Source organism: Alteromonas sp. V450, from assembly GCF_001885075.1.
Lineage (GTDB): Bacteria > Pseudomonadota > Gammaproteobacteria > Enterobacterales > Alteromonadaceae > Alteromonas.
Genome location: NZ_MODU01000004.1, coordinates 1,086,498 through 1,109,923, shown reverse-complemented (window position 1 = coordinate 1,109,923; position 23,426 = coordinate 1,086,498). Strand labels below are relative to the sequence as shown.

Here is a 23,426-nt window from a genome sequence, read left to right as displayed (position 1 = left end):
GAATATACGCAACGAAAGGAAGCATAGCACTGAACTGAGACGAGAAGAGATGTAACGTCGCCGAGATGTGCTTTTTATGAGGCAAAAATCAAATATGGATAAGTTAGAGCACAATGTTGTTTTGGTTTGGAATGCGGATTGTATAATTTTAGGGCCTATTGAGCTTTGCTGTACAATTTTTAATTAGAATGTAAATTAAAGAACAACAGACCCTATGCTCGTTTACTTAAGCACCGTGCGCAACGCAGCAAGGCAATGGTCGATATTTCGTGGCTTACATGCGTATCCCATAAGACCAATTCGCCATACTTTACCGGCATGTTCGCCTAAGCCAGCGCCGATTTCTAAATTGAAATCTTCAAGTAATTGCTTGCGAACGGCAGCATCGTCTACGCCGTCTGGAATTTTAACTACATTTAATTGAGGTAAACGATAAGCACTGTCTACCGTTAATTCTAGCCCAAGTTCACTTAAACCCTGCGCAAGTTTTTCATGACCCAGAGCGTGACGTTGCCACGCATTTTCTAAGCCTTCTTCTTTTAAAATTAGAAGAGATTCGTACATGGCGTACATGCTGTTGACAGGTGCCGTATGGTGGTAGGCACGCTTGGCGCCTTGACCCCAATAACCAACAATCAAGTTCATGTCTAAAAACCAACTTTGTACTTTCGTTTTTCGGTTTTGAATAACGTTAACTGCTCTTTCACTAAATGAAACGGGAGAGATCCCCGGAACACAACTTAAGCACTTCTGTGAACCTGAATAAATAGCGTCAATGCCCCACCCATCAACATCTAGCTCGATACCTCCAAGAGAGGTAACTGCATCAACAATGCTAAGACAATCATGCTTTTTTGCGAGCTCACAAAGCGCTTTAGCTTCATTGCGAACGCCCGTAGATGTCTCGGCATGCACAAAAGCAAGGATCTTAATATCCGGATTGGCTTTAAGGGTGTCTTCTACCATATTAAGGTCAGTTTGCTCGCCCCATGTATTGTTGACAGTTATAGCCTTACCACCACAGCGCTCAACGTTTTCAACCATGCGATTGCCGAACACGCCGTTAATACAAACCAATACTTTATCGCCTGGCTCCACTAAGTTGACGAAACACGCCTCCATGCCAGCTGAACCCGGAGCTGAGATTGGCATCGTCAGTGCATTTTCGGTTTTAAAGGCGTATTGCAGAAGCTGTTTGGTCTGATCCATTAATTCAATGAACATTGGGTCGAGATGCCCCAGAGTAGGTCTTGCCATCGCATTTAAAATTCTAGGGTTAACATCGGATGGTCCCGGTCCCATCAAGGTACGTTCAGGGGGAATAAAAGTAGAAAATGATTGCATAATCCATCCTCGTAATAATGTAAGGGCCTGTTTTTATGGTCAGTATCATGCTGATTAAGCATGAAGAATCACGACATACTACAAGGATAAGGGAAAGGAACAACCATCTGTACTGAACATAATCAATATGAATGAAAGCATCTAGATTTATATAACCCGTCTATAACCGAGCGATTAATTATAATGTGTATAAAATGTGATCAGTATGTGGATATTATCTGGACAGTTTAAACAATAAAAATCATCACATCCGACCAGTATTTAGTTCGTTGATAACTAACGTAATAGTTCTACAATTTAATTAAAGTTAAGAGTGTAAGATAAAATTCACACAAATATTGTTTATAATTTAACCAATTGTGTTCTATACTCATTGTCCGTTTGAAAGATTTTATCTAAACTCTCCTGTGTAAAAGTTAGCGCACGGCTCAGCAATGAGCCATTCCCCTAGGCCCGGAACGTTTGTTCTGGGCATTTTTTATGGGGGAATACTATATATCTCGCATAAACTTTCAGACTTATTTGTCGATTGGGTGCAACGTCGTTTTATAGTTTTTTCCATTTTCTACGTAGTGACTTGCGGATCCCTTTAGTTTGGGTTCTATGCTCTCGTCCATCGTTTTTATGACTTTCCCAGGTGCTCCTACAACAAGGCTGTAATCTGGAATTTCCATGTTTTCCGTTATCAAAGCGTTAGCGCCAATAATGCAATATTTTCCAATTTTTGCACCGTTTAGCACTACAGCATTAATGCCTACCAAGGAATAGTCACCAATTTCGCACCCGTGGAGCATTACCTTGTGTCCTACGGTTACCCCTTTACCAAGCTTTAAGGGAATACCTGCATCGGTGTGTAGTACGCTGCCATCTTGAATATTTGTATTTTCGCCAATCGTTATTTTGTCCATATCACCGCGTATTACCGCATTGAACCATACGCTTGCACCCGCTTTTAATTCAACATTACCAATAACATGGGCGCCAGGCGCTATGAATGCATTGTCGTGCACCTGCGGCGACGTTGTACCTAACTTGTAGCGCATAATGCTCTCCCTATTCTTCTACTTTTCTCATGAGCCCCTCTTGCATCGTTGATGCTATGAGCTCACCACTTTGGCTGAATATTTGTCCGCGAACCAAACCTCTTGAGCCACCGCTAAAAGGGCTTTCCATCGCATACAGCATCCACTCATTCATGTTAATTGGACGATGGAACCACATAGCATGGTCGATGGTCGCTATTCGAAGTGATTTATCTGTTACCGCAACACCGTGAGGCTGAAGTGACGTACTAAGAAAATGGTAATCCGACGCGTAGGCAAGCGCTGCTTGATGAACAGAAAGCGTGGCATTCATCGTATCTCTGGCCTTCAACCAGATAAAGCGGGTCGGCTCACGCTTAGCTGAATGATACGAGTTAGCCGCATCTATAGTACGAATATCTACAGGCTTGTGGTAACTCAGTGCTTCCTGCATAGGCCGTGCAATTTTATTGAAGTTGGCTTCGTAGAATTCTATATCAGACTGCACGTCTTCTGGTGCAGGCACATCTGGCATTGTTGGGTTTTGATGCTCCATGCCATCTTGTGGTACTTGAAAAGACGCTGTCATGTAAAAAATGTTGCGACCATCTTGAATGGCTTTTACACGTCGCGCCGAAAAACTTCTTCCGTCACGTACTATTTCCACATCATAAACTACAGGTTTTTTTGCATTACCAGGGAGTAAAAAATAGGTATGAAACGAGTGAGCCACTCTACCTGCTTCTACTGTCTCATATGCCGCAGCTAGTGCTTGACCTAAGACCTGCCCCCCAAACAACGCTCTAAAGCCTAAATCCCAGCTTTGACCCCGATAAATGCCAGCTTCCACTGTTTCAAGTTCAAAAAGTGACGATAGTTTTATTTCAGACATGTTGTGCGTTCTCTTCAATAACTGCTTTTGGGTTACGCGGATAATACTTTTCAGGCAATTTTGCTTTATGCTCGAAAAAACGCGTATCTTTATAGGGTAACTTCATAAACCCTGAAATGCCTAGCCCTTTTATATTGGGAATTTGTTGAACCAGCTGGGCCAATAATGCTTTAAAGCGCTCTTCTTGGCTGTGATCAAGCAACGTATAGTAATTGTGAATTTTCAAATGCTTTGGCAATGCTTCAAAGATAATACAGCCAGTATGGTGTATTGAATTTAGCTGGACAATAGTATCGATAATAGTTTGCGGGAGTTTTAATAGTTCGTCAGGATCGTCACCGTCTTCAAAATAGGAATGAGTACGGCTTTCATCCTTTTGTGCCGAAACCCGTGACAACTCGTAGGGAATTGACATCTCACCGTTAGGTATAAAGTCGTCGTCTTCATTATCACGCTCAATGTGAAGCGTATTTTTCGCGTTGAACATACAGCACTTGAATACGGCAGGCTTGTGTATAGCCCTTGCTAAATTAATGACATTATTCACTGCTAAATCAAACGCTGCTTTCATTGATTCATCATATAAGTTCAAGCTTGAATCGACATATATACCTTCTGGCTCCCAGCGCACAGCCATACCGCCAACTACAGGATAACGGCCTAGTCGGCTTATTGCAGAAACAAATGCTTTTTCGGTATCCCCCATGCCCTGTAAATAGTTTTTGTAGTAGCGGTCAAATTGCGCATCGTCTATATAACGAAGTTCCTCTACGTCTTTCTCATCTAATGAATAAGACAGCCTGGCCTGTTGGCGTAAGTAAGATTTTCGAGAACTGTAAACGACGGTTTCAATATCAGCGCGGTTTTGTGTCTGGGCCACCCATGTAGGTATTAATGGTGTGTATTGTGCAGGCTTATCTTGTGTGAAGACCATATTCTTCAAAACGTGCAGGTGATTAAACAGGTAATCTCCGCCTTGTCTTCTCTTTACCGGATCTTCACTGAGCATGTGCTCAAGGATATTGGCAAGCATTTTGGGAAGGCCAAGGGATGACGGCGTAATGACTTTACTGCCATAACGGCACGACTGTCCTGAAGCCAGAGCATACAGCGTGCTCGCCAGGCCTTGTTCATCGAAGCGTGGGCTGGAAAGTGCGCCATTAAGCTGCTCTTCTCCGATGAAATACACATCGCCAAGTCGGGCGTTGGTTTGGTGTAGCTCTCCTGACATTAAGTCCATGACATTATTTCCCACATACTGCCCAGAAATATCGGTCTGAGCGAACACTGAAGAGCCCCAATCAATCAGTCCAACAGCTTCATTTTCAGCATCCCAAACCAGGTTCGAAGGTTTTATGTCACCGTGAACAATGGGTTTAATTTCTCCATTTTCACTGTATTGGCGAAAACTGGATAAAAGTTCGCCGACCTGCACTGCAATTTTGACGATAATACGGGGCGATAGTGGGCCTGTTTTCAAGCTGACTTTTTCTAGGTCTTCGCCAGGCGCTCGCCCCATAACTAAAATGGATTGTTTGCGTATTTGTTGATATTCAATAAACCGCGGCACAAACTCATGATTAACGTGAGAAAGCATAAAAGCTTCCTCTTCTAGTCTATCTTGCACATGCTGCGGCAACGTTATTCGCGAAAACTTAAATACCCGTGATTCACCGCTTGGCGCGTTCCCTGCAAACGCAAACCCAAAGGCTCCTTTCCCTAAAAGTTCGATGTCACTGTACCCCAACCCTTCTAACTGCGAGATACAAAGGTTTACCCAGTCTTTTAGTTTTTTCGCATCCGCATGAGATAGCAGATATATCGACTGCTCATCGGGTATATAGAAATGTTTTAGGCCTTTGAGTTGCGACATGTTTTTTACTTCACGCTTTTAGTGACTTTTTGAAACAGGTTAATCAGCAGCGATACGCCTACCATTGTTAAACTGCACAGTAATCAATTATCTTCGTTTATCCAGGTAACATGCGCTGTAGCGTGATAACCCGTTTCATCGGCACCTAACATACCAACAACGCTTTCTAACGCGCTTTTTAAATTAGCATCTAGCTGCCATGGCGGGTTTAACACCAATACGCCTGAACCATACATACCAGCATCTTGCGTATTTTCTGCCACGCATATTTCTGCTTTAAAACAGGGTTTGCCTATTGCTGCAAGCTTTTCGCACATAGCTTCACTTGCCCCACTTTTGGTGCCGGCTCTCTCTGACAGTAGTGGATACCACACTACAATTTGTGCCTGCTGCCAGCGTTTAAATACCTGTTCCACCCCCTTAACAAGGTCGCTGTATTCATTCACACGCTCATAAGGAGGGTCGATTAAAATAGCACCGCGATTGGGTTTAGGTGGCGTGAGTGCACGAAGCCCTTCATATCCGTCACGTTTATGGACGTGGCTATTACGGGTGCGTAAACGGGATACATTGTTGTCTAATTTATTGAATTCCGCAGGGTGAAGTTCCATAAGGTGTAAGTTATCACCATCCCTTTTGGCCTTTGCACTTATTGCCGGTGAGCCCGGATATTGCTGCTGCGCTAAAAAAGGTTCACACAACGATAAATAGTCGGCCAACAAATTTGGCAAGTCCTGAGCCCCCTTATCATCTAAGAGCAAACGAGAAATACCTGTCTCGTACTCTTTATTTTTTGACGACATGGCATCGGTTAGATCGTATGCGCCCGCCCCTGCGTGGGTGTCGAAAAGCGTAAAAGGTTTATCTTTTTTCTTTAATGCGTTGATAACGCCAATCCAACAAAGATGTTTAATGACATCAGCGTGGTTGCCCGCATGAAAGGCATGTTGATAACTAAGCACAAAACCTCAGTAAAATTTTCGTTTGTTTATAGTGCTCTATAATAACGTCAACGCGCTTTGAGGTATACAAAACAAAAAAGGGCCAATAGTTTTACTATTGGCCCTTTAAAAATATTGCTACTGCAAATCAAATTGCTTTGAATGATATCACTTAAGGTGCATTAACATTTTTTCTGGCTGGGTTAGATAACTCATCCATAGGTTATTGAATCGCACCATAGTCGCGCCATCAATGATACGGTGATCGCCAGACCAGTTTACCGCCATGATATTCTGCGCGCTAACGTTCCCTTCATCATCAAAACGTGGAAGTTTCTGCGTTTTACCAAGCGCAACAATAGCCGCTTCTGGCTTATTGATTACTGGCGTTGCGGTAATACCGCCTATTGCACCAATATTAGAGATACTAATCGTACCGCCTTTAAGGTGCTCGCCAGCCACGCGCCCTGCTCTGGCTTGCTCGATAATATCCTGCATCTGAACAGCAATATCTAAAAGCGAAAGGTCTTGTACCCGCTTAATATTCGGTACAAGCAAACCAATTTTAGAGTCTACTGCAAAACCAATATTGTGATCTGCGAAGTAGCTTATCTCAGTGGCGTCTTCGTTAAGCTGACTGTTAATGACAGGGAACTCATTGAGTGCCAATGACATTGCTTTAACGAAAAACGGCATAAAGCTGAGTTTTACGTTCTTCGCTTCAAATTCAGGTTTAAGCAGCTTGCGTAGCGACATCAGGTTGTCCATTACCAACTCGTCACTGACGGTGAAGTGCGGGATCGTATAAACCGAAGCCGACATTTGCTTCGCCATCGCTGCCTGAATACCGCGTACTTTTTCCGTTCTAACGCTCCCTTTAAGCACAGTGCTTGCGCTGTTTGAATCACCTTTTTCTGCGGTCGGTGAGCTTGGCGCAGAAGATGACGTGTTTTGAGACGACGTATCAACATTCGAATGTCGTAGATTCAATACGTCAGACTTAAGGATCCGACCTTTTTTGCCCGAGCCCTTCACCGAGGAGAGGTCGATATTCTTTTCTCTTGCAACACGTCTTACCGCAGGGCTAGCCAACACCTTACCTTCTATAGCAATAGGTGGCTCGTATTCACCATCACTGAATTTTGAAGGAGCAACTTGCGCTGATTGCTGACTTAAACCGTTTGTTTGCGCAGTCACTGAGCTTTGAGATGCAACGCTTGAAGCACTGTTGTTTGCCGTTGGTGATTCTTCATTAGTGCCGCTAGTAGTTGTGGCTTCACCGGCAACTTCTAGCGCAAACAATGCACTATGTACTTTCGCTATATCGCCTTGCGCGTAATAAAGACGATGCACGATCCCCGCGTTTTTAGCAGGTATTTCTACCACTGCTTTATCGGTCATCACTTCTACAACGGCTTGGTCTTCTTCTATTTCATCGCCTTCAGCCACATTCCATTTCACAATTTCGCACTCGACAATACCTTCACCAATATCTGGCAGAATAAAGTCTTCGATGTGCTTGCCGTTTGAAGCGCTTGAAGAAGAACTTTCATTCGCTGTCGCTGTTTCAGACACATTCTCTTTTACTTCCGCTTGCGCGTCTTCTTGAGCATCTGTGTTAGCGTCGGCATCATCTGGCGTCATAGAGAACAGCGGTGCGTGTACTTTAGCAATATCACCTACCGCGTAATGCAGTTTATTAACCACACCTGCATGCATAGCAGGGATCTGAACAGTCGCCTTGTCGGTCATTACTTCCGCGACTGGTTGATCTTCTTCAATATGTTCTCCTTCAGAAACTAACCATTCCAGAAGTTCACACTCAACGATACCTTCACCAATGTCCGGTAAGATAAATTCAATTGTCATTTCATCGTCCCCCGGCTTAATAGTGAAGCGTACGTTTTATGGCTTCGTACGTCTTCGTTTCATCTGGCATATATTCTTTTTCGTGCGCCAAAGGATACGGCGTATCTAAACCACACACCCTTGCAATAGGCGCTTCAAGGTATAAGAAACAGCGTTCTTGAATGCTCGCGGCAATTTCACTCGCAAAGCCACCCGTTAGTGGTGCTTCGTGGTTTATCAATAAACGACCTGTTTTCATTACAGATTGCATAACCGTTTCAACGTCCCACGGTAATATGCTGCGTAAATCGATAATTTCACACGACACACCATCTTCAAGTGCCATCTCTGCGGCTTTTTGCAGAATTTCTATTTGCGCGCCCCAACCTAATAACGTGATATCGCTACCTTCTTGAACAATATCTGCCTTACCTAACGGTAGTTCGTAATCTTCTTCAGGTACTTCCGATACAGAAGCGCGGTAAAGACGTTTAGGCTCCATGAATAATACGGGGTTTTTGTCGCGAATAGACGCAAGCAACAGACCTTTTGCTTGGTATGGGTCACGAGGGATTACAATTTTTAATCCCGGGCAGTGAGCGAAGAAGGCCTCTGGTGATTGACTGTGATAATGGCCGCCTGCGATACCGCCGCCGTAAGGTGTACGAATGGTAAGCGTACCCACATCGAACTGACCGCCTGAACGATAGCGCCATTTAGCCGTCTCATTCACGATTTGGTCAAACGCAGGGAAAATGTAATCGCCAAATTGAATTTCAGCGACAGGTACAGAGCCTTGTGAAGCTAAGCCGTTGGCAAAGCCGATAATGCCTTGCTCGGTAAGTGGCGTGTTAAAGCAACGTGCTTTGCCGAATTTTTCCTGAAGATGACTGGTCGCACGGAATACGCCACCAAAATGGCCCACGTCTTCACCAAAGACCATTACTTTTTCATCTTCGGTCATGGCTGTGATGAGTGCATTGTTGATCGCTTGAAGTAGGTTCATCTTAGCCATTACTTTACTCTCCCTGCTGTTTTAGGGTACATCTTCGGGTACTTTTTGATATGCGCTTTCAATTCACTGAGCTGTTCTTTTAAGTGCCAAGGTGGTGTGTCGTAAACGTCTTCGACAATATCCTCAATGGCACACACGTCAGTCTTTTCACAACTCTTCATTGCAGCTAAAACATCTTGTCTTGCTTTATCAACGCGCTTTTGGTTCTCCGCTTCGTCAAACCAGCCCTTGCTGTCTAACCATTTCGCCATACGAGCGATAGGATCTTTTGCACGCCACTTATCTTCTTCTTCACGAGAGCGATAGCCTGTTGGATCATCCGACGTGGAGTGCGCCGCTAAACGATAGGTCATGGCTTCAATGAGCACAGGACATTTCTCTTCAATGGCAATACGACGGGCTTCTTTTGTAGCTGCGTAGATGGCTAACACATCGTTACCATCAACACGGATAGTTTTAATACCGTAACCTAAGCCACGAGAAGCAATGCCGTCACCCGCGAACTGTTCTTCTGCTGGTGTTGAAATGGCGTAGCCATTATTACGGCAAAAGAAAATAACTGGGCAGTTAAGTACCGCCGCCATGTTTAACCCTGCGTGGAAGTCTCCTTCTGACGCTGCACCTTCACCGAAGTAACAGATAGTGACCACATCTTTACCGGACATTTTCTGGCCATAAGCGTAACCAGATGCTTGAGGGATCTGTGTACCTAGCGGTGATGATATGGTCATAAAGTTAAGTGGCTTATCACCATAATGGATAGGCATCTGACGTCCTTTGTTCGGGTCGTCTTTATTGCTAAACATTTGGTTCATGAATTGTTCTGTGGTGTACCCGCGGTACGCCAATGCGCCCTGCTCACGGTACTGAGACATGACCATGTCGTCGTCTGATAACGCAGCAGCGCTGGCCACTGAAGCGGCTTCTTCACCTGTACTGGCCAAGTAAAAACTAATGCGACCTTGACGTTGAGCACCCACCATACGTTCGTCTAACACGCGGATATATTCCATGGTGTTATAAATGTCTAGCGCGTCCCCTTTTTCCAACATAGGCTCTTGTGCGCCGTCTAGTAGTACACCTTCCGGTGACAGGATTTGCAGCATTGGGATATCAACAACCCCTTTAGCAATAATTTCGACCTTATTTGTTGTTTTTACTTCGGCCAAATGATTTCTATCTTTCACGTTTTTCCCCTTAAAAATGAGGGCCAGTTAGCGACTTTCGTATAACGCCATATGCTAGTTTAAGATTCGCGGGAGCGTCATTTTTAAAGTAAAATCATTTAAACCGTGTAAGAAACGAATGTTTTAAGTTGCGCGCATTTTTGAGGACAAACATCCTAAAAGTGTAATATTTTGGTAAGTAACGTAAATTTGTAGGAGGATATTTGTTTCAATAATGTTTCTATTTTGTATCTTCTTCACTGTCGTAATTCACAGAGAGTTTTTTATTCGGCTGAACGCCAAGTGTTTTAAAGCTTTCTATTTGACGAATAATATTCCCTCTTCCCTTTGATAGCTTGTTCATCGCCTGTTCGTAAGTGGAGTTGGCACCTTCAATGGCCTTTCCAATTTTCTCCATGTCATTTATGAAGCCGACAAACTTATCGTAGAGCTTTGCAGCTTGTTCTGCGATACGTTGCGCATTTTGATTTTGATATTCGTACTGCCAAATATTGTTTATGGTTCTCAAAGCAACCAGTAAGTTAGTCGGACTTACTAACATGATATTTTTATTTAACGCCATTGTTATCAAATCGGGCTCTTCCTCTATTGCTAGCATAAAAGCCGACTCTATTGGGATGAATAATAAAACGTAGTCTAGCGTTTTTAAGCCTTTCAGTGACTGATAATCCTTGCTCCCTAGCCCCTTAACGTGTGACTTAATAGAGGTAACGTGTTGCTTAAGATAGCTTGCTTTTTCTACCTCATCTTTGCAGTTGTAATACCGTTCGTAGGCGGTCAAACTGACTTTCGAGTCAATGACTACGTCTTTATCGTTTGGCAAATGTACAACAACATCTGGGAGCTGTCGCTTTCCTTGTTCAGAGGCAATGTTCACTTGGGTTTCAAATTCATGTCCTTCCCGGAGTCCTGACTCCTTGAGAATTCGCTCTAAAACTACCTCTCCCCAATTGCCTTGCTGTTTATTGTCGCCTTTAAGCGCATTAGTTAACGCAGCCGCTTCCTCTGTGATTTTTTGATTAAGTGCCTTTAGGCCTAGGATTTCAGTTTTCAAAGATGCTCTTTCTTGGCCTTCACGAATATGTTGGTCGGCAATTTGTTGTTTGAAAGCATCTAATTGATTTTTGAAAGGTGCTAATACTGACTCGATATTAGTTTTTGCCTGTTGAGTGTATCTTTGTTGCTTTTCGTCAAAAATCTTATTCGCTAAGTTTTCAAATTGCGTTTGTAAACGCTTCTCTGCGGCGTTCATATCTGCAATTTTCTCTTGGTGGGCATCTAGTAACGCTTGCGTTCGTTTTTCTTGTGCTTCGCACTTACTTTCGAGTTTTACAACGGTTAATCGCTCATGCTGAAGTGTCTGTTCTAGTGACAGTTGTTGTTGTTTGCATTTTTCTAGTTTAGTTGCGAATTGGCGCAAGAGGACAATGCATGTAAGGCAAGCTATTGATAGGCAGATAAACGCAAATAAAAAAGCAATGGGTTCGTTTTGGATAAAAGAAATGAGCATGATGTTTTGGGTACTGTTATTTTGTACAGCACTATAAACAAAAATAAACGCGCATTCCAATAGGAAATAACTATTTCAAAAAAAAGGGGTACTACACTGTACCCCAAGTATTATTCATTAAACGAGCGAGCTATTTAGACAAGGTAGCATCTAACTCTTCAATTTTCGCTTTCCAAATGGCAGGACCATTTTTGTGAGCATTGGCACCCGTGCTGTCTACTGCAACCGTTACAGGCATGTCTTCTACCTCGAACTCGTAGATAGCTTCCATTCCTAAGTCTTCAAAAGCAACAACACGAGATTTTTTAATGGCTTTAGATACAAGATAAGCGGCACCGCCCACTGCCATCAAATAAACTGCTTTATGTTTTGCGATTGAATCTACCGTTGCTGGACCGCGTTCTGCTTTACCAATCATGCCGATAAGGCCTGTTTTCTCTAGCATCATGTCGGTGAATTTATCCATACGGGTTGCAGTAGTCGGGCCTGCCGGACCTACCACTTCGTCACCCACAGCATCAACAGGGCCAACGTAATAGATAAAGCGGTTAGTGAGGTCAACGCCCTCCGGTAAACCTTCACCGTTTTCCATCATAGTTTGAATGCGCTTGTGTGCAGCATCTCGACCGGTAAGCATCTTTCCAGATAGCAACACCGTCTCACCTACTTTCCACTCTTGAATATCTTCTTTGGTAACTTCATCAAGATTAACGCGGCGAGTATTGTCGCTAACTTCCCAGGTTACTTCTGGCCAGTCTTCTAACTTCGGTGGCGTAAGTTCCGCTGGGCCCGAACCATCGAGATAGAAATGCGCATGACGGGTTGCAGCACAGTTGGGGATCATGGCTACTGGTTTTGATGCTGCATGTGTAGGTAACGACTTAATTTTAACGTCAACAACGGTAGTCAAACCTCCTAAGCCTTGTGCACCAATACCTAACTTGTTGACGCGGTCAAAAATTTCTAAACGAAGTTTTTCATCTGTTGTTTGCGGTCCACGTTCAATAAGTTCTTGAATGTCTACCGGGTCCATGAGGCTTTCTTTGGCAAGTACCGCTGCTTTTTCGGCAGTACCACCAATACCTATACCCAGCATGCCTGGTGGACACCAGCCTGCCCCCATCGACGGTAATGTTTTCACAACCCAATCCGCAATGTCATCGCTAGGGTTAAGCATAACCATTTTTGATTTATTTTCTGAACCGCCGCCTTTAGCCGCGATCATCACTTCAATCTTTTCACCCGCTACCATGTCAATATGTACAACAGATGGCGTATTGTCTTTCGTGTTTTTACGCGCACCAGCAGGGTCTGCAACAATTGACGCTCGTAACGGATTGTCAGGGTTGAGATAAGCGCGACGTGTTCCTTCATCAACCATTTCTTGAACGGTCATGTCAGTCTTGTCCCATGTCACTCCCATACCAACCTTAACAAAACACGTGACAATCCCCGTGTCTTGGCATAAAGGTCGCTTACCTTCGGCAGACATGCGCGAGTTGATAAGAATTTGCGCCATAGCATCCTTCGCGGCTTGGCTTTTTTCTTTTTTATACGCCTCTTCTACGGCTTTCACGTAGTCGAGTGGATGATAATAAGAAATAAATTGCAGGGCATCTTCAATGCTGTCAATGAAGTCTTGTTGACGGATAACGGTCATGACATCCTCTTTTTATTTGGCTTTCGTGGTCTTAGCTAACTAAAAAAGCGTATACTAGCGCATCTATCCACATCGCACCATGTAAAACAATGGGCTAAGTGGCAATTCCAGTTATTTTTGAAAACTATACGAAATATACGCGGTAAAGCACGAATATGCGCCAGATAGAATTAAAAAGTCGTTTAGTGCAGCGTTTACGCTAAAAACGCCTCGTAAAAAAAGAAGTACAGAAAACACTTATGTCACACGCAGATACTATTCACGTTCATGTTTCACGTTTCACTGAAAAAGAGTTAGCTGACCAATTAGGTTTAGTCTGTGATGGTAGTTCTACCTTTAATATATTATTCCGACGAATTTCAGCCCAACCCTACGCGTTATTATTAGATACGGCGGGGTCATCAAAAAGCGAAGGCCGCTTTAACATTATCGCCTTTTCACCTGACGCCGTAGTTGAAGCTAAAGGAAAAAGCGTAGAGCTACATGACTTGCGTACTGCTACTCGCCAACAGCTAAATCTAGCGCCATTTGAGGCGGTTCAAAATTATTTACATGTGAAAGTACAATCGATTAATTTGCATGCCGAGTTTGATACTGCACATTTACCGTTTGTGGTGGGTGTCGCAGGAATGGCGGGTTACGATACGGGACGTTTCTATGAAACATTGCCTAGCATAGCCAAAAACGATTACACCACTCCAGATTTTGCTGTTGGTCTTTATTTGAATTCGCTTATCGAAGATACTCAAACAGGCATCATTTACTATTGCTCCGCCGATAACAAACCCATACATCATGTTTTACCTTCGTATAACAGCGATGATTCAACATCGGACTTCAAACTTACTTCCCCCTTTAAATCGAACCTAACAAAAACAGAATATGAAGCACGCTTGGGTAAAATACATGACTACCTGTATGCTGGAGATTGTTATCAAGTAAACATGGCCCAGAGATTTAGCGCTGAATTTAAAGGAAACCTCTGGCATGGCTACAACGAGTTACGGAACCAAAACCAAGCACCATTTTCTGCGTACTTCAATCTACCCCAAGGGTGTATTGCCTCTATTTCGCCCGAGCGTTTCTTACGTGTGAAAAACGGCGTAGTAGAGACAAAGCCAATAAAGGGCACGCGCCCGCGCTTTATAGATACAAAGAAGGACATAGAAAGTGCAAAGAGTTTGCTCAGTGCAGACAAAGATAGGGCTGAAAACTTAATGATTGTTGATTTGCTGCGCAATGACATATCAAAACATTGCAAACCTCACTCTGTTAACGTGCCCGCCTTGTTTGCACTTGAAAGTTATGAAGCAGTACACCATTTAGTAAGTACGGTAACGGGCGAATTAAAAGAAACGTCAACACCGTTAGATCTTTTAGCGTCGGCATTTCCGGGAGGCTCTATTACTGGCGCTCCGAAAATACGTGCGATGGAAGTAATTGATGAACTTGAACCTCATCGTAGACATATTTATTGCGGCAGTATTTTTTATATGGGGTATCGTGAAGATATGGACTCAAGCATCTGTATTCGAACGGTATTAGCTGAAAATAACACCCTATATTGCTGGGCTGGCGGTGGTATTGTATTAGATTCAGTGCCAAGTGAAGAGTATCAAGAGACACTAGACAAGGTATCTAAAATACTGCCCGTACTTGAATCTATGAGTTAATAGTGAGTAATCTCAGATAAAAAATGCAAGTATTGAGTGTGCTAAATTTTTATGACCAAAAACGAATTTCTATCGCAATTTCACCATTTGAGGCAGCCCTATACAGAACCTGATTTTCCTTTGAGAAAAAAAGGGAGGCCGGCGGCAGTGCTAATACCTCTCATTGACTATGGGAATTCGTTGAAATTATTGCTTACCGAGCGCGCGCACCATCTCAAGCATCATCCCGGACAAATTAGTTTTCCGGGCGGTGCTGTCGATAACACCGATAATTCCTTTTTTGACACTGCGCTGCGTGAAGCACAAGAAGAAGTTGGACTTCCTTCTTCTCACGTCGAAGTTGTGGGAATGCTGCCCAAGTACCGTACAATAAGTGGTTATGAGATAGCGCCTGTAGTCGGATTCGTGAACCCTAATTTCACTCCAGTTATAGATAAAAATGAAGTGGAAAATGCGTTTGAAGTGCCATTATCTCACGTTCTAGACAGAAAAAATCACTTAGTGCATACCACAAACCGTGGAAAAACTTCGTTTCCTATATATTTCATTCCTTGGAAACACCATATGATTTGGGGCGCAACCGCCGCTATGCTGCGTAACCTTTCACATCATGTTCACCCTTGAATCAGCATACTTTGTAGAGGCTTGCAGATATTGATAAACACTGAGTCTTCATGAATCCATTGCGCTATAAATTAAACTTTACAGTGTATTAGCAAAACTAATCTTGATATTAGCTTTTCTGTATTGTGGTTTTTGTTTAGCGGATGCATGATCCCTGCATTACTTTGTTTTAATTTTGATAGTTTATGATCAGTGTATTTGATATGTTCAGCGTGGGCATTGGCCCATCGAGTTCGCATACTGTAGGTCCAATGAAAGCGGGCGCTGAGTTCGTTTCAGAACTGGCGCAAGACGCTGCGCTTTTTGATACGGTAGATAGTGTGAAAGTTGAACTGTTCGGTTCGCTCGGGCAAACCGGAATTGGGCATGGAACGGGTAAAGCAGTGATCCTTGGTCTTTTAGGTGAATTACCCGATGGCATCGATGTTGACAGCATTGAAAGCAGACTCGAAGAAATACGTAACACCGAAAAACTGGCTCTTAATGGCCAAAAACCCGTACGCTTTCCCAACAAAAATGCCATTGTTTTTCATCGTCGTAAATCGTTACCAAAACATGCTAATGCGCTAACGTTTTATGCTTATTCAAAAGATGCCCTAGTTAAAGAGCAAACCTACTACAGCATAGGCGGCGGCTTTATAATCAAAGATGAAGAATTTGATGCAACGAAAGCACACGCTGCGAGCCTTCAAGCGTCGGTACCCTTTCCTTTCAAAACCGCTGGCGAATTATTAGCGCTGTGTAAAAACAATGGCCTTAGTATTAGCTCGTTAATGTTGCGTAATGAAGCTACCTTTAAGCCTAAACTTGAAGTAAAGCAACAGCTTCACAATATATGGCTGGTAATGAAAGCCTGTATACAGCGTGGTATAGATAGCGAAGGAATATTGCCAGGCGGTTTGAAGGTAGTGCGTCGCGCACCTGGTCTTTATCGACGTTTACAAACCGAACATACAAATGATCCAATGCAAACTATGGATTGGGTAAATTTATTCGCCCTCGCCGTTAATGAAGAAAATGCCGCTGGCGGTCGTGTTGTAACTGCACCAACAAATGGTGCAGCAGGTATTATCCCCGCAGTACTACAGTACGTTGATAAGTTTATAAGACCTGTCGATGAAGAGGTGGCGAGTCGCTTCCTTCTTACTGCCGGAGCTATCGGCATTCTTTATAAAGAGAATGCGTCTATATCAGGCGCTGAGGTAGGTTGCCAGGGAGAAGTGGGTGTAGCTTGTTCAATGGCTGCTGGTGCGCTAGCGGAAATAATGGGAGGCACAGCTGCCTCGGTAGAAAATGCCGCGGAAATTGGTATGGAGCACAACCTAGGGTTAACGTGCGACCCTGTTGGTGGGCTCGTACAGGTACCCTGTATTGAACGAAATGCGATGGGGGCAATAAAAGCTATAAACGCATCGCGTCTCGCGTTACGAGGTACCGGAGAGCATAAAGTTTCGTTAGATAAAGTAATAAAAACCATGCGCGATACCGGTAATGATATGAAAACGAAATATAAAGAGACTGCGCGTGGCGGCCTCGCGGTAAATATCATCGAATGTTAATACCAACCGAAAGCGCATGTAAGGCACAACAAAAAAGGGGCATCAGCCCCTTTTTAACGAAATTCCGCTTATGAATGACTATTTCACTGGAAGCGTGACGCCTTTAAACATCTTTTCGACTTCCTCATTATTTTTAAGCATCATAGCCTTTTCGACTTTATCCTTTGTTAGATGAGGTGCAAAACGTTCAATAAAATCATACATGTAACTTCGTAAAAAAGATCCTTTTCTAAATCCTATCTTAGTTGTGCTGTAATCGAATAGGTGACTTGCGTCTATTTTAACCAAATCATCATCTAACTCTTCACTTACTGCCATTGAGGCAATAACCCCTATTCCAACGCCAAGGCGAACATACGTTTTGATAACGTCTGCATCGGTTGCGGTGAACACAATTTTGGGCGTTAAACCTGCCCTTTCGAAGGCTTGGTCCAGTTCTGAGCGGCCCGTAAAACCAAAAACATAAGTTACTAAGGGATACTTTGCTATATCCGAAATATCAATAGTACCTTTTTTAGAAAGCGGATGGTCCTTGTTTACAATCACGCTTCGATTCCAGTGGTAACACGGTAACATCACCAAGTCGTTATACAAGTGAAGTGCCTCGGTTGCGATAGCGAAATCTGCTTCTCCCTTGGCCGCTAAATCGCTTATCTGTGAAGGCGTTCCTTGGTGCATATGAAGCGAAACTCTCGGGTATTTCGACATGAAACCTTGGATAACATCAGGCAATGCGTATCTTGCTTGTGTATGCGTAGTGGCAATATTAAGCTTTCCTTGGTCTGGCAACGTGTGTTCGCGCGCGACGGCTTTGATACTTTCAACTTTAGCCAAAATTTCTCGCGCAATATTAATCACGTCGTTACCGGCATCTGTGACGTGAGTAAGATGCTTGCCACTACGACCAAATATTTGAACGCCAAGCTCATCTTCCAGCATGCGAACCTGTTTACTTATACCGGGTTGAGACGTGTATAGGCTTTCGGCGGTTGCTGAAACATTTAAATTGTTATTTAAAACTTCTACGATATAACGTAGTTGTTGCAGTTTCATAATTTACACCATTGAACAACGTGAATAGCAATATATCCCCTCGTTATAACCAAAACCATCAATATTTACCAGTATCTATTACTTATTTGTGACTAATTGGTATAACGCACTACGAGACTAAAAATTTCAAAAAAGTAAGAAGTAAGTGACATAACAGAAGACAGCTCTCTTTTTTTAATGCATTTTTTTAGATTTATGCGTAACGCTGTACTTTATATTCCAATTTCATTGGATTGTGACTACAGTATGCAGGAGAAGTTTAGCGAACGACAAAAATGATCGTGAACAAAAAAGAAAGTAATTTATCATCGCCAATTGATTTTTCATCTGTGTTAGCCGCCGCGGTACACGATATGAAAAATTCTCTTTTTCTGCTGATTCAATCTATAGAAGCACTGAGCGAAAGCCTTGACGAAAAAAATGCCGTTGCGCGTAAGCAGGTCTCGAATGTTCACTATGAAGCATCTCGGTTAAATACCAATTTAGTTCAAATATTGTCTTTGTATCGAGCAGAATTAGAAAGCCTACCTATTACCGTAGATGAATGTTTCGTTAAAGATTTGCTTGAAGATGTTGTCGGCTCAAATACGCTGTATGTAAAAGAAAAAAACATTACCGTTAATATCAGTGCTGATGAAGACCTGGCTTGGTATCTAGATAGTGAATTATTCTTTTTGCTTTTGAATGATGTCATTATCAATGCTATGCGGTATGGAACATCTACTATCAACGTAAGTGCAATTAACGAAAACGGTTTTCTGACAATAAAAGTTGAAGACGACGGACATGGTTATCCTGACTCAATGCTTGAAAAAAGTCATGAAGCGCTGGCGGAGTTTGAGTTAAGCCAGGGACGTACCGGTCTTGGTTTATTTTTTGCAAAACTAATCGCTCGTGCGCACAGTCAGGGTGATAATGCAGGCGATATCGCGCTTTCTAATGGGGGAAGCCTTGGTGGAAGTGTATTTGAAGTAAAAATACCGTAATATTGAGATACTATTGGTGGTTAGCGATTAATATAAACGCTAAACATGTAAAGCACTTAGAGTAAATGGAACCACGCATGTACGTGATTATTATAATTTCGATTGTTGTTTTGTTGATAGCCGCGATCTTTATCAACGCCATTCAGCAACACCGAAGAAAGCAAGAGGCCGAGCGCAGAGCGGAACAAGCTAAACTTCGTAATATTATTGATGAAACCGAAAACGTCATTGCTGCTACAGCTAATATGCCTGTATCCTCACGCTTGGTAGGCATTCTCCATAATCGCGCACTTCAAGCACTTAAATCAATGCACGACATCGCAGGTTCAGCAGACCTAAAACAACGCATTTCAAGCAGCGAACAGGCCGCGGCTACGGCGCTATCAGATACTTCACCGGCACGCACCGACTTTTCACTCCCTGAAAACGATAAAATGATCATCCAATACATTCAAGCAGTGAAAAAACTCAGAATAATATTGCGCTCTGAACACAGTAAAGGTCATATTGATTCAAAAGTTTTTATGGATGAAGACAAGCAGCTAGAGCGTTTACAGGTAAAAGTAAATGTTGAGACTTTAATAAAACGTGGCCGTGCCGCCCTTCAGACAAACATGTATGGTTCAGCAAGGCAGTATTTTGAGAAAGCAAAAGCGGCACTTGAAAATCAAAGCCCTCAAGATGAATACTCTGCGTCGCGTTTGGCGAATTTGAACGAGTGGCTTCAGGAAATACAAAGCAACCTTAAAAGTGTTAACGAGAAAGATCGCGCCAAAAAGCAGGAAGAAGAACGCGATGAATTGGACGAATTGTTTGCTCCCAAAAAGAAATGGTAAAGCCATTGTTGTTTTGGCAAACAAGGCTTCAACTATGTTGTTCTCAGCTTCGGCTAGCCTTCACAGCGATGATGTTAAATTTTATTTCTTGCGTAGTATTACCAACTAATGTTTTCGCTGGCGACTTGCAATGTGAACAAGTAAGAATATCGGCACACCCCAACTATCCCCCTTTTCATTGGGTACAAGATGGCAAACTAGTGGGGGCATCTATCGAAATTACTACAAAGATCTTAGATGAACTAGATATAAAGTGGACAACGCATTACGTTGGGCCTTGGAAACGGGTACTTCATCAAGCTGAGTCGGGCAATATCGACCTTATTCCTGCGCTAAAAATATCCGAAGAAAGGCAGCGGTTTTTGACGTTTACTCCTACGCCGTTTTATGACAACCCAATTGCTGTCTTTAGTTTAAATTCTTCAGTTTTAGGTGACGTTGATGAACTTGCCGACCTTAAGGGCTTGGCTGTTTCAATAAACGCTGGTGACAAGCACGGAAACATCATTGACAGCTTTCTCGTCGAAAACAACGTTGTTGAAGTTATCGGTTTGGCTGAAAACTTCAGAATGTTAGAGCTAGAGCGTGTAGATTACTTTGTAACCGGAAAACAAACCGCCCTCGCCTATTTAAACAGCACACAGCAGATTGACAAGTTTAAGATTGCATTAGAAATAAACAATGCTCAAATTCACCACGGTTTTAGTAAGCGTTCAACATGCGCCCATTTAGTTGATGCTTTCAGCGAGAAGTTGGCACAAAAATCAGAGAACGGTGACATTATCCGCGCAATAGAATTCTACAAGCATTATTGGTTTGAGCGCGCAATGCTCAAGGATAAATAGCGACTTGCGTTAATTAGTTTTGTATTCATCAATCGCTAAATTCCATAATTGTTGAGCGGGAACCGACAAACCTTTCCTTGAATTTGTTATTAGCCCTATGCGTTTTGAAAGCGGATTGTCATCTATTTTTCGCACCACAAGACCAAGATCCTGCATTTGTTTTGAACATATTGAAGGCATTATGGATAGGCCTAAACCGCTTTTGATCAACTTTCCTAGGGTAGCAAGTTGGCCGGTCTCAGCTACGATTTTCAAACTACCATAGCGTTGAAGTTTCTCTTGCGTCCATTGTCTTACCGCAGATCCCCTATTCATCATTACTAGAGAAAAATTTAAACAATCCGACCAACTTATTCGTGCCCCCAATCTGGCGTTCTGTTCTGGCGTTGCGACAACAACGAACTGATCATCAAAGAGGGGTTCAAACATTAGCCCGTCTTTTCGTTCTGGTTCAAACGAAAAGCCTAGCTCACATCTGCCTGCTAGAACTTCATGGATCACTTGTTCCATGACAACATCCACAACGCGTAGATTAATATTAGGCGCTTTTAAATGGAATTGTTTTAGCAGTGTTGGCAATAAAGACTCTGCAAATGATGGCATTGAACATACCGTTAGCTGCCCTTTAGACATCGCAAACACATTTTTCATATCTGAAAAAGTGTTTTCCCAGTCTCGCAATAGTCTTAGCGCATTAGGAAGCAGCATTTCTCCCTCAGGCGTCATAGCTACGTGCCTTGTAGTTCTCTCGAATAACTTACCACCTAATTGCGCCTCAAGTTTTTTAATAGACGTGGATAAAGCCGGTTGTGATAAGTGAAGACAAATCGCAGCCTCGGCAAACGTAGAAGAATTAGCGACCTCAACAAAAGCCTTAACTTGCTTATAGGAAATATCCATGAAATTCACCATTAATAAAAAATATTTATTAATAATAAGATTAATTCAATTTTACATAATTTAAAACAAAGCTGATACTTTATGTTAACAATTTGAGCAGGAGAAGAAGATGGTAGGGTTTAACAAAGTAGTTTCATCACATGAGGAAGCTATGGAAGGTCTATCAGATGGAATGACCGTTATCGCTGGCGGTTTCGGATTGTGTGGAATCCCCGAAGGCTTAATTGCACAAATAAAAAAGATGGGGGTATCAGAACTGACGGTCGTGTCTAATAATTGTGGTGTAGATGGTTTTGGATTAGGCCTTTTGTTAGAAGATAAACAAATCGCTAAAATGATATCTTCCTATGTCGGCGAAAATGCGCTGTTTGAAAAACAATTACTCAATGGCGAATTAGAAGTTGAGCTGACACCTCAAGGCACGCTAGCGGAAAAAATGCGCGCTGGCGGGGCCGGCATTCCAGCATTCTACACAGCTACAGGATATGGCACGCCAGTCGGAGAAGGAAAAGAAGTTAAGGAATTCAACGGTCGCCCCTACATTCTTGAACATGCTATTACTGGCGATTTTGCTATTGTGAAGGCTTGGAAAGCAGATACCTTTGGAAATTGCGTTTATCGTCACACGGCGCAAAACTTTAATCCGATGGCGGCAACAGCCGGTAAAATCACGGTTGTAGAAGCAGAGGAAATTGTAGCGCCTGGCGAGTTGGATCCCAGCGAAATTCACACACCAGGCATTTACGTAAATCGGGTGATTCAGGGTTCATTTGAAAAACGTATTGAACGTCGTGTAGTTAGCAAGGAGGCAATATAATGCTTAGCAGAGAACAAATCGCAATGCGTGTAGCTCAAGAATTCAAAGATGGTGATTACGTTAATTTAGGTATAGGCATCCCTACCCTTGCAGCTAACTATGTGCCAGATGACATCAGCGTAATGCTACAATCAGAAAACGGTCTTTTGGGTATGGGACGTTACCCAACAGAAAGCGAAATAGACGCTGACATGATTAACGCGGGGAAAGAAACCGTAACCGCAATTACTGGTGCATCTATATTTAGCAGCGCTGAAAGTTTCGCGATGATCCGTGGTGGCCACGTTGATTTTACCGTGCTTGGCGCATTTGAAGTGGATGTATCTGGCAACATTGCTTCTTGGATGATCCCCGGTAAATTAGTAAAGGGTATGGGGGGCGCAATGGATCTCGTTGCTGGCGCAAAGAACATAATTGTTACCATGACTCATACCGATAAACACGGCAATCCAAAACTTCTAAGCAAGTGCACATTGCCATTAACGGGTGTGAACTGTATCACCCGGATTATTACTGACTTAGCAGTGTTAAGTGTTGAAAACGGTGCGTTTGTACTTCAAGAGCGAGCACCAGGCGTTAGCGTAGAAGAAATCAAAGAAAAAACAGACGGCGTCCTAATAGTGCCGGACAATGTGACAGAAATGAAGTTTTAGTCTTTAAGCTTTTCTTGAATTATCGCGCTTATCAACATTTCTTACACGTTGTTGATAAGCGCCATTTTTTCTATTGGCATTCAATTTACCTTTATCCCACACCTTTGTTTCCTCATCTATTTCACCCCCCCAAAGCCTAAGAATACTAAGCAATAAGCCTTTCATTACGCGTTGCATTGAGGGATAAT

At 42.9% G+C, this 23,426-nt stretch carries 21 protein-coding genes; 8 read left to right on the top strand and 13 right to left on the bottom strand.

Annotation, left to right across the window (positions count from 1 at the left end):
* Positions 1–222 precede the first annotated feature (222 nt).
* The 10 genes from BK026_RS04820 to BK026_RS04775 form a co-directional block, all read right to left on the bottom strand.
* Positions 223–1,344 carry an alanine--glyoxylate aminotransferase family protein gene (locus tag BK026_RS04820; RefSeq protein WP_256253677.1) on the bottom strand — a complete coding sequence of 374 codons (1,122 nt, stop codon included), beginning with the start codon at positions 1,342–1,344 and terminating at the stop codon, positions 223–225.
* Positions 1,345–1,862: 518 nt separating this feature from the next.
* Positions 1,863–2,387 carry a gamma carbonic anhydrase family protein gene (locus BK026_RS04815; protein WP_071814794.1) on the bottom strand — a complete coding sequence of 175 codons (525 nt, stop codon included), beginning with the start codon at positions 2,385–2,387 and terminating at the stop codon, positions 1,863–1,865.
* A gap of 10 nt (positions 2,388–2,397) precedes the next feature.
* On the bottom strand, positions 2,398–3,258 hold the full coding sequence (gene tesB / locus BK026_RS04810) for an acyl-CoA thioesterase II (RefSeq protein WP_071814792.1): 861 nt from the start codon (positions 3,256–3,258) through the stop codon (positions 2,398–2,400).
* Complete coding sequence (locus tag BK026_RS04805; RefSeq protein WP_071814790.1) at positions 3,251–5,131, bottom strand: phosphotransferase; 1,881 nt, start codon at positions 5,129–5,131, stop codon at positions 3,251–3,253. The genes tesB and BK026_RS04805 overlap by 8 nt, the downstream gene beginning before the upstream one ends.
* 83 nt (positions 5,132–5,214) lie before the next feature.
* Complete coding sequence (locus BK026_RS04800; RefSeq protein ID WP_071814789.1) at positions 5,215–6,093, bottom strand: 23S rRNA (adenine(2030)-N(6))-methyltransferase RlmJ; 879 nt, start codon at positions 6,091–6,093, stop codon at positions 5,215–5,217.
* 147 nt (positions 6,094–6,240) lie between these two features.
* Positions 6,241–7,941, bottom strand: coding sequence for a dihydrolipoyllysine-residue acetyltransferase (locus BK026_RS04795; protein ID WP_071814787.1), 1,701 nt, complete (start codon positions 7,939–7,941; stop codon positions 6,241–6,243).
* 16 nt (positions 7,942–7,957) lie between these two features.
* On the bottom strand, positions 7,958–8,935 hold the full coding sequence (locus BK026_RS04790; RefSeq protein WP_061095031.1) for an alpha-ketoacid dehydrogenase subunit beta: 978 nt from the start codon (positions 8,933–8,935) through the stop codon (positions 7,958–7,960).
* Positions 8,935–10,122 (bottom strand): thiamine pyrophosphate-dependent dehydrogenase E1 component subunit alpha, encoded by a 1,188-nt coding sequence (locus BK026_RS04785; RefSeq protein WP_071814785.1) that lies wholly within the window; start codon positions 10,120–10,122, stop codon positions 8,935–8,937. Before BK026_RS04785 ends, BK026_RS04790 begins: the two co-directional genes overlap by 1 nt.
* A 220-nt stretch (positions 10,123–10,342) precedes the next feature.
* Positions 10,343–11,632 carry a DNA recombination protein RmuC gene (rmuC, locus tag BK026_RS04780; protein ID WP_071814783.1) on the bottom strand — a complete coding sequence of 430 codons (1,290 nt, stop codon included), beginning with the start codon at positions 11,630–11,632 and terminating at the stop codon, positions 10,343–10,345.
* A 130-nt stretch (positions 11,633–11,762) separates the two neighbouring features.
* On the bottom strand, positions 11,763–13,292 hold the full coding sequence (locus tag BK026_RS04775; protein WP_071814781.1) for a fumarate hydratase: 1,530 nt from the start codon (positions 13,290–13,292) through the stop codon (positions 11,763–11,765).
* Positions 13,293–13,531: 239 nt separating this feature from the next.
* Between BK026_RS04775 and pabB the strand changes: the two genes are divergently transcribed.
* The 3 genes from pabB (at position 13,532) to BK026_RS04760 (ending at position 17,148) form a co-directional block, all read left to right on the top strand.
* On the top strand, positions 13,532–14,965 hold the full coding sequence (gene pabB, locus BK026_RS04770; protein WP_071814779.1) for an aminodeoxychorismate synthase component I: 1,434 nt from the start codon (positions 13,532–13,534) through the stop codon (positions 14,963–14,965).
* A gap of 51 nt (positions 14,966–15,016) precedes the next feature.
* Complete coding sequence (locus BK026_RS04765) at positions 15,017–15,589, top strand: CoA pyrophosphatase (RefSeq protein ID WP_071814777.1); 573 nt, start codon at positions 15,017–15,019, stop codon at positions 15,587–15,589.
* A 185-nt stretch (positions 15,590–15,774) separates the two neighbouring features.
* Entirely contained in the window at positions 15,775–17,148 is a 1,374-nt protein-coding gene (locus BK026_RS04760; protein ID WP_071814775.1) for an L-serine ammonia-lyase, read from the top strand.
* Between the two features lie 78 nt (positions 17,149–17,226).
* On the opposite strand, the gene cysB is transcribed toward BK026_RS04760, so the two are convergent.
* Positions 17,227–18,201 (bottom strand): HTH-type transcriptional regulator CysB, encoded by a 975-nt coding sequence (cysB, locus tag BK026_RS04755; RefSeq protein WP_071814773.1) that lies wholly within the window; start codon positions 18,199–18,201, stop codon positions 17,227–17,229.
* A 275-nt stretch (positions 18,202–18,476) separates the two neighbouring features.
* Here cysB and BK026_RS04750 point away from each other — a divergent pair, with 275 nt between their 5' ends.
* The 3 genes from BK026_RS04750 (at position 18,477) to BK026_RS04740 (ending at position 20,868) form a co-directional block, all read left to right on the top strand.
* Entirely contained in the window at positions 18,477–19,187 is a 711-nt protein-coding gene (locus BK026_RS04750) for a sensor histidine kinase KdpD (protein WP_071814772.1), read from the top strand.
* A gap of 77 nt (positions 19,188–19,264) precedes the next feature.
* Positions 19,265–20,023 carry a hypothetical protein gene (locus BK026_RS04745; protein WP_071817500.1) on the top strand — a complete coding sequence of 253 codons (759 nt, stop codon included), beginning with the start codon at positions 19,265–19,267 and terminating at the stop codon, positions 20,021–20,023.
* 68 nt (positions 20,024–20,091) lie between these two features.
* Positions 20,092–20,868, top strand: coding sequence for an ABC transporter substrate-binding protein (locus tag BK026_RS04740; protein ID WP_177247881.1), 777 nt, complete (start codon positions 20,092–20,094; stop codon positions 20,866–20,868).
* A 9-nt stretch (positions 20,869–20,877) separates the two neighbouring features.
* Here BK026_RS04740 and BK026_RS04735 read toward each other — a convergent pair whose 3' ends face one another.
* A complete protein-coding gene (locus tag BK026_RS04735) occupies positions 20,878–21,768 on the bottom strand; it encodes a LysR family transcriptional regulator (protein WP_071817499.1) in 891 nt (296 codons plus the stop codon).
* A 109-nt stretch (positions 21,769–21,877) separates the two neighbouring features.
* Between BK026_RS04735 and BK026_RS04730 the strand changes: the two genes are divergently transcribed.
* Positions 21,878–22,585, top strand: coding sequence for a CoA transferase subunit A (locus BK026_RS04730; protein ID WP_071814770.1), 708 nt, complete (start codon positions 21,878–21,880; stop codon positions 22,583–22,585).
* Entirely contained in the window at positions 22,585–23,238 is a 654-nt protein-coding gene (locus BK026_RS04725) for a CoA transferase subunit B (protein WP_177247880.1), read from the top strand. The genes BK026_RS04730 and BK026_RS04725 overlap by 1 nt, the downstream gene beginning before the upstream one ends.
* A 3-nt stretch (positions 23,239–23,241) precedes the next feature.
* Here BK026_RS04725 and BK026_RS19625 read toward each other — a convergent pair whose 3' ends face one another.
* Positions 23,242–23,403: a hypothetical protein gene (locus tag BK026_RS19625; protein WP_177247879.1), complete on the bottom strand. Its 162-nt coding sequence runs from the start codon at positions 23,401–23,403 to the stop codon at positions 23,242–23,244.
* Positions 23,404–23,426 lie beyond the last annotated feature (23 nt).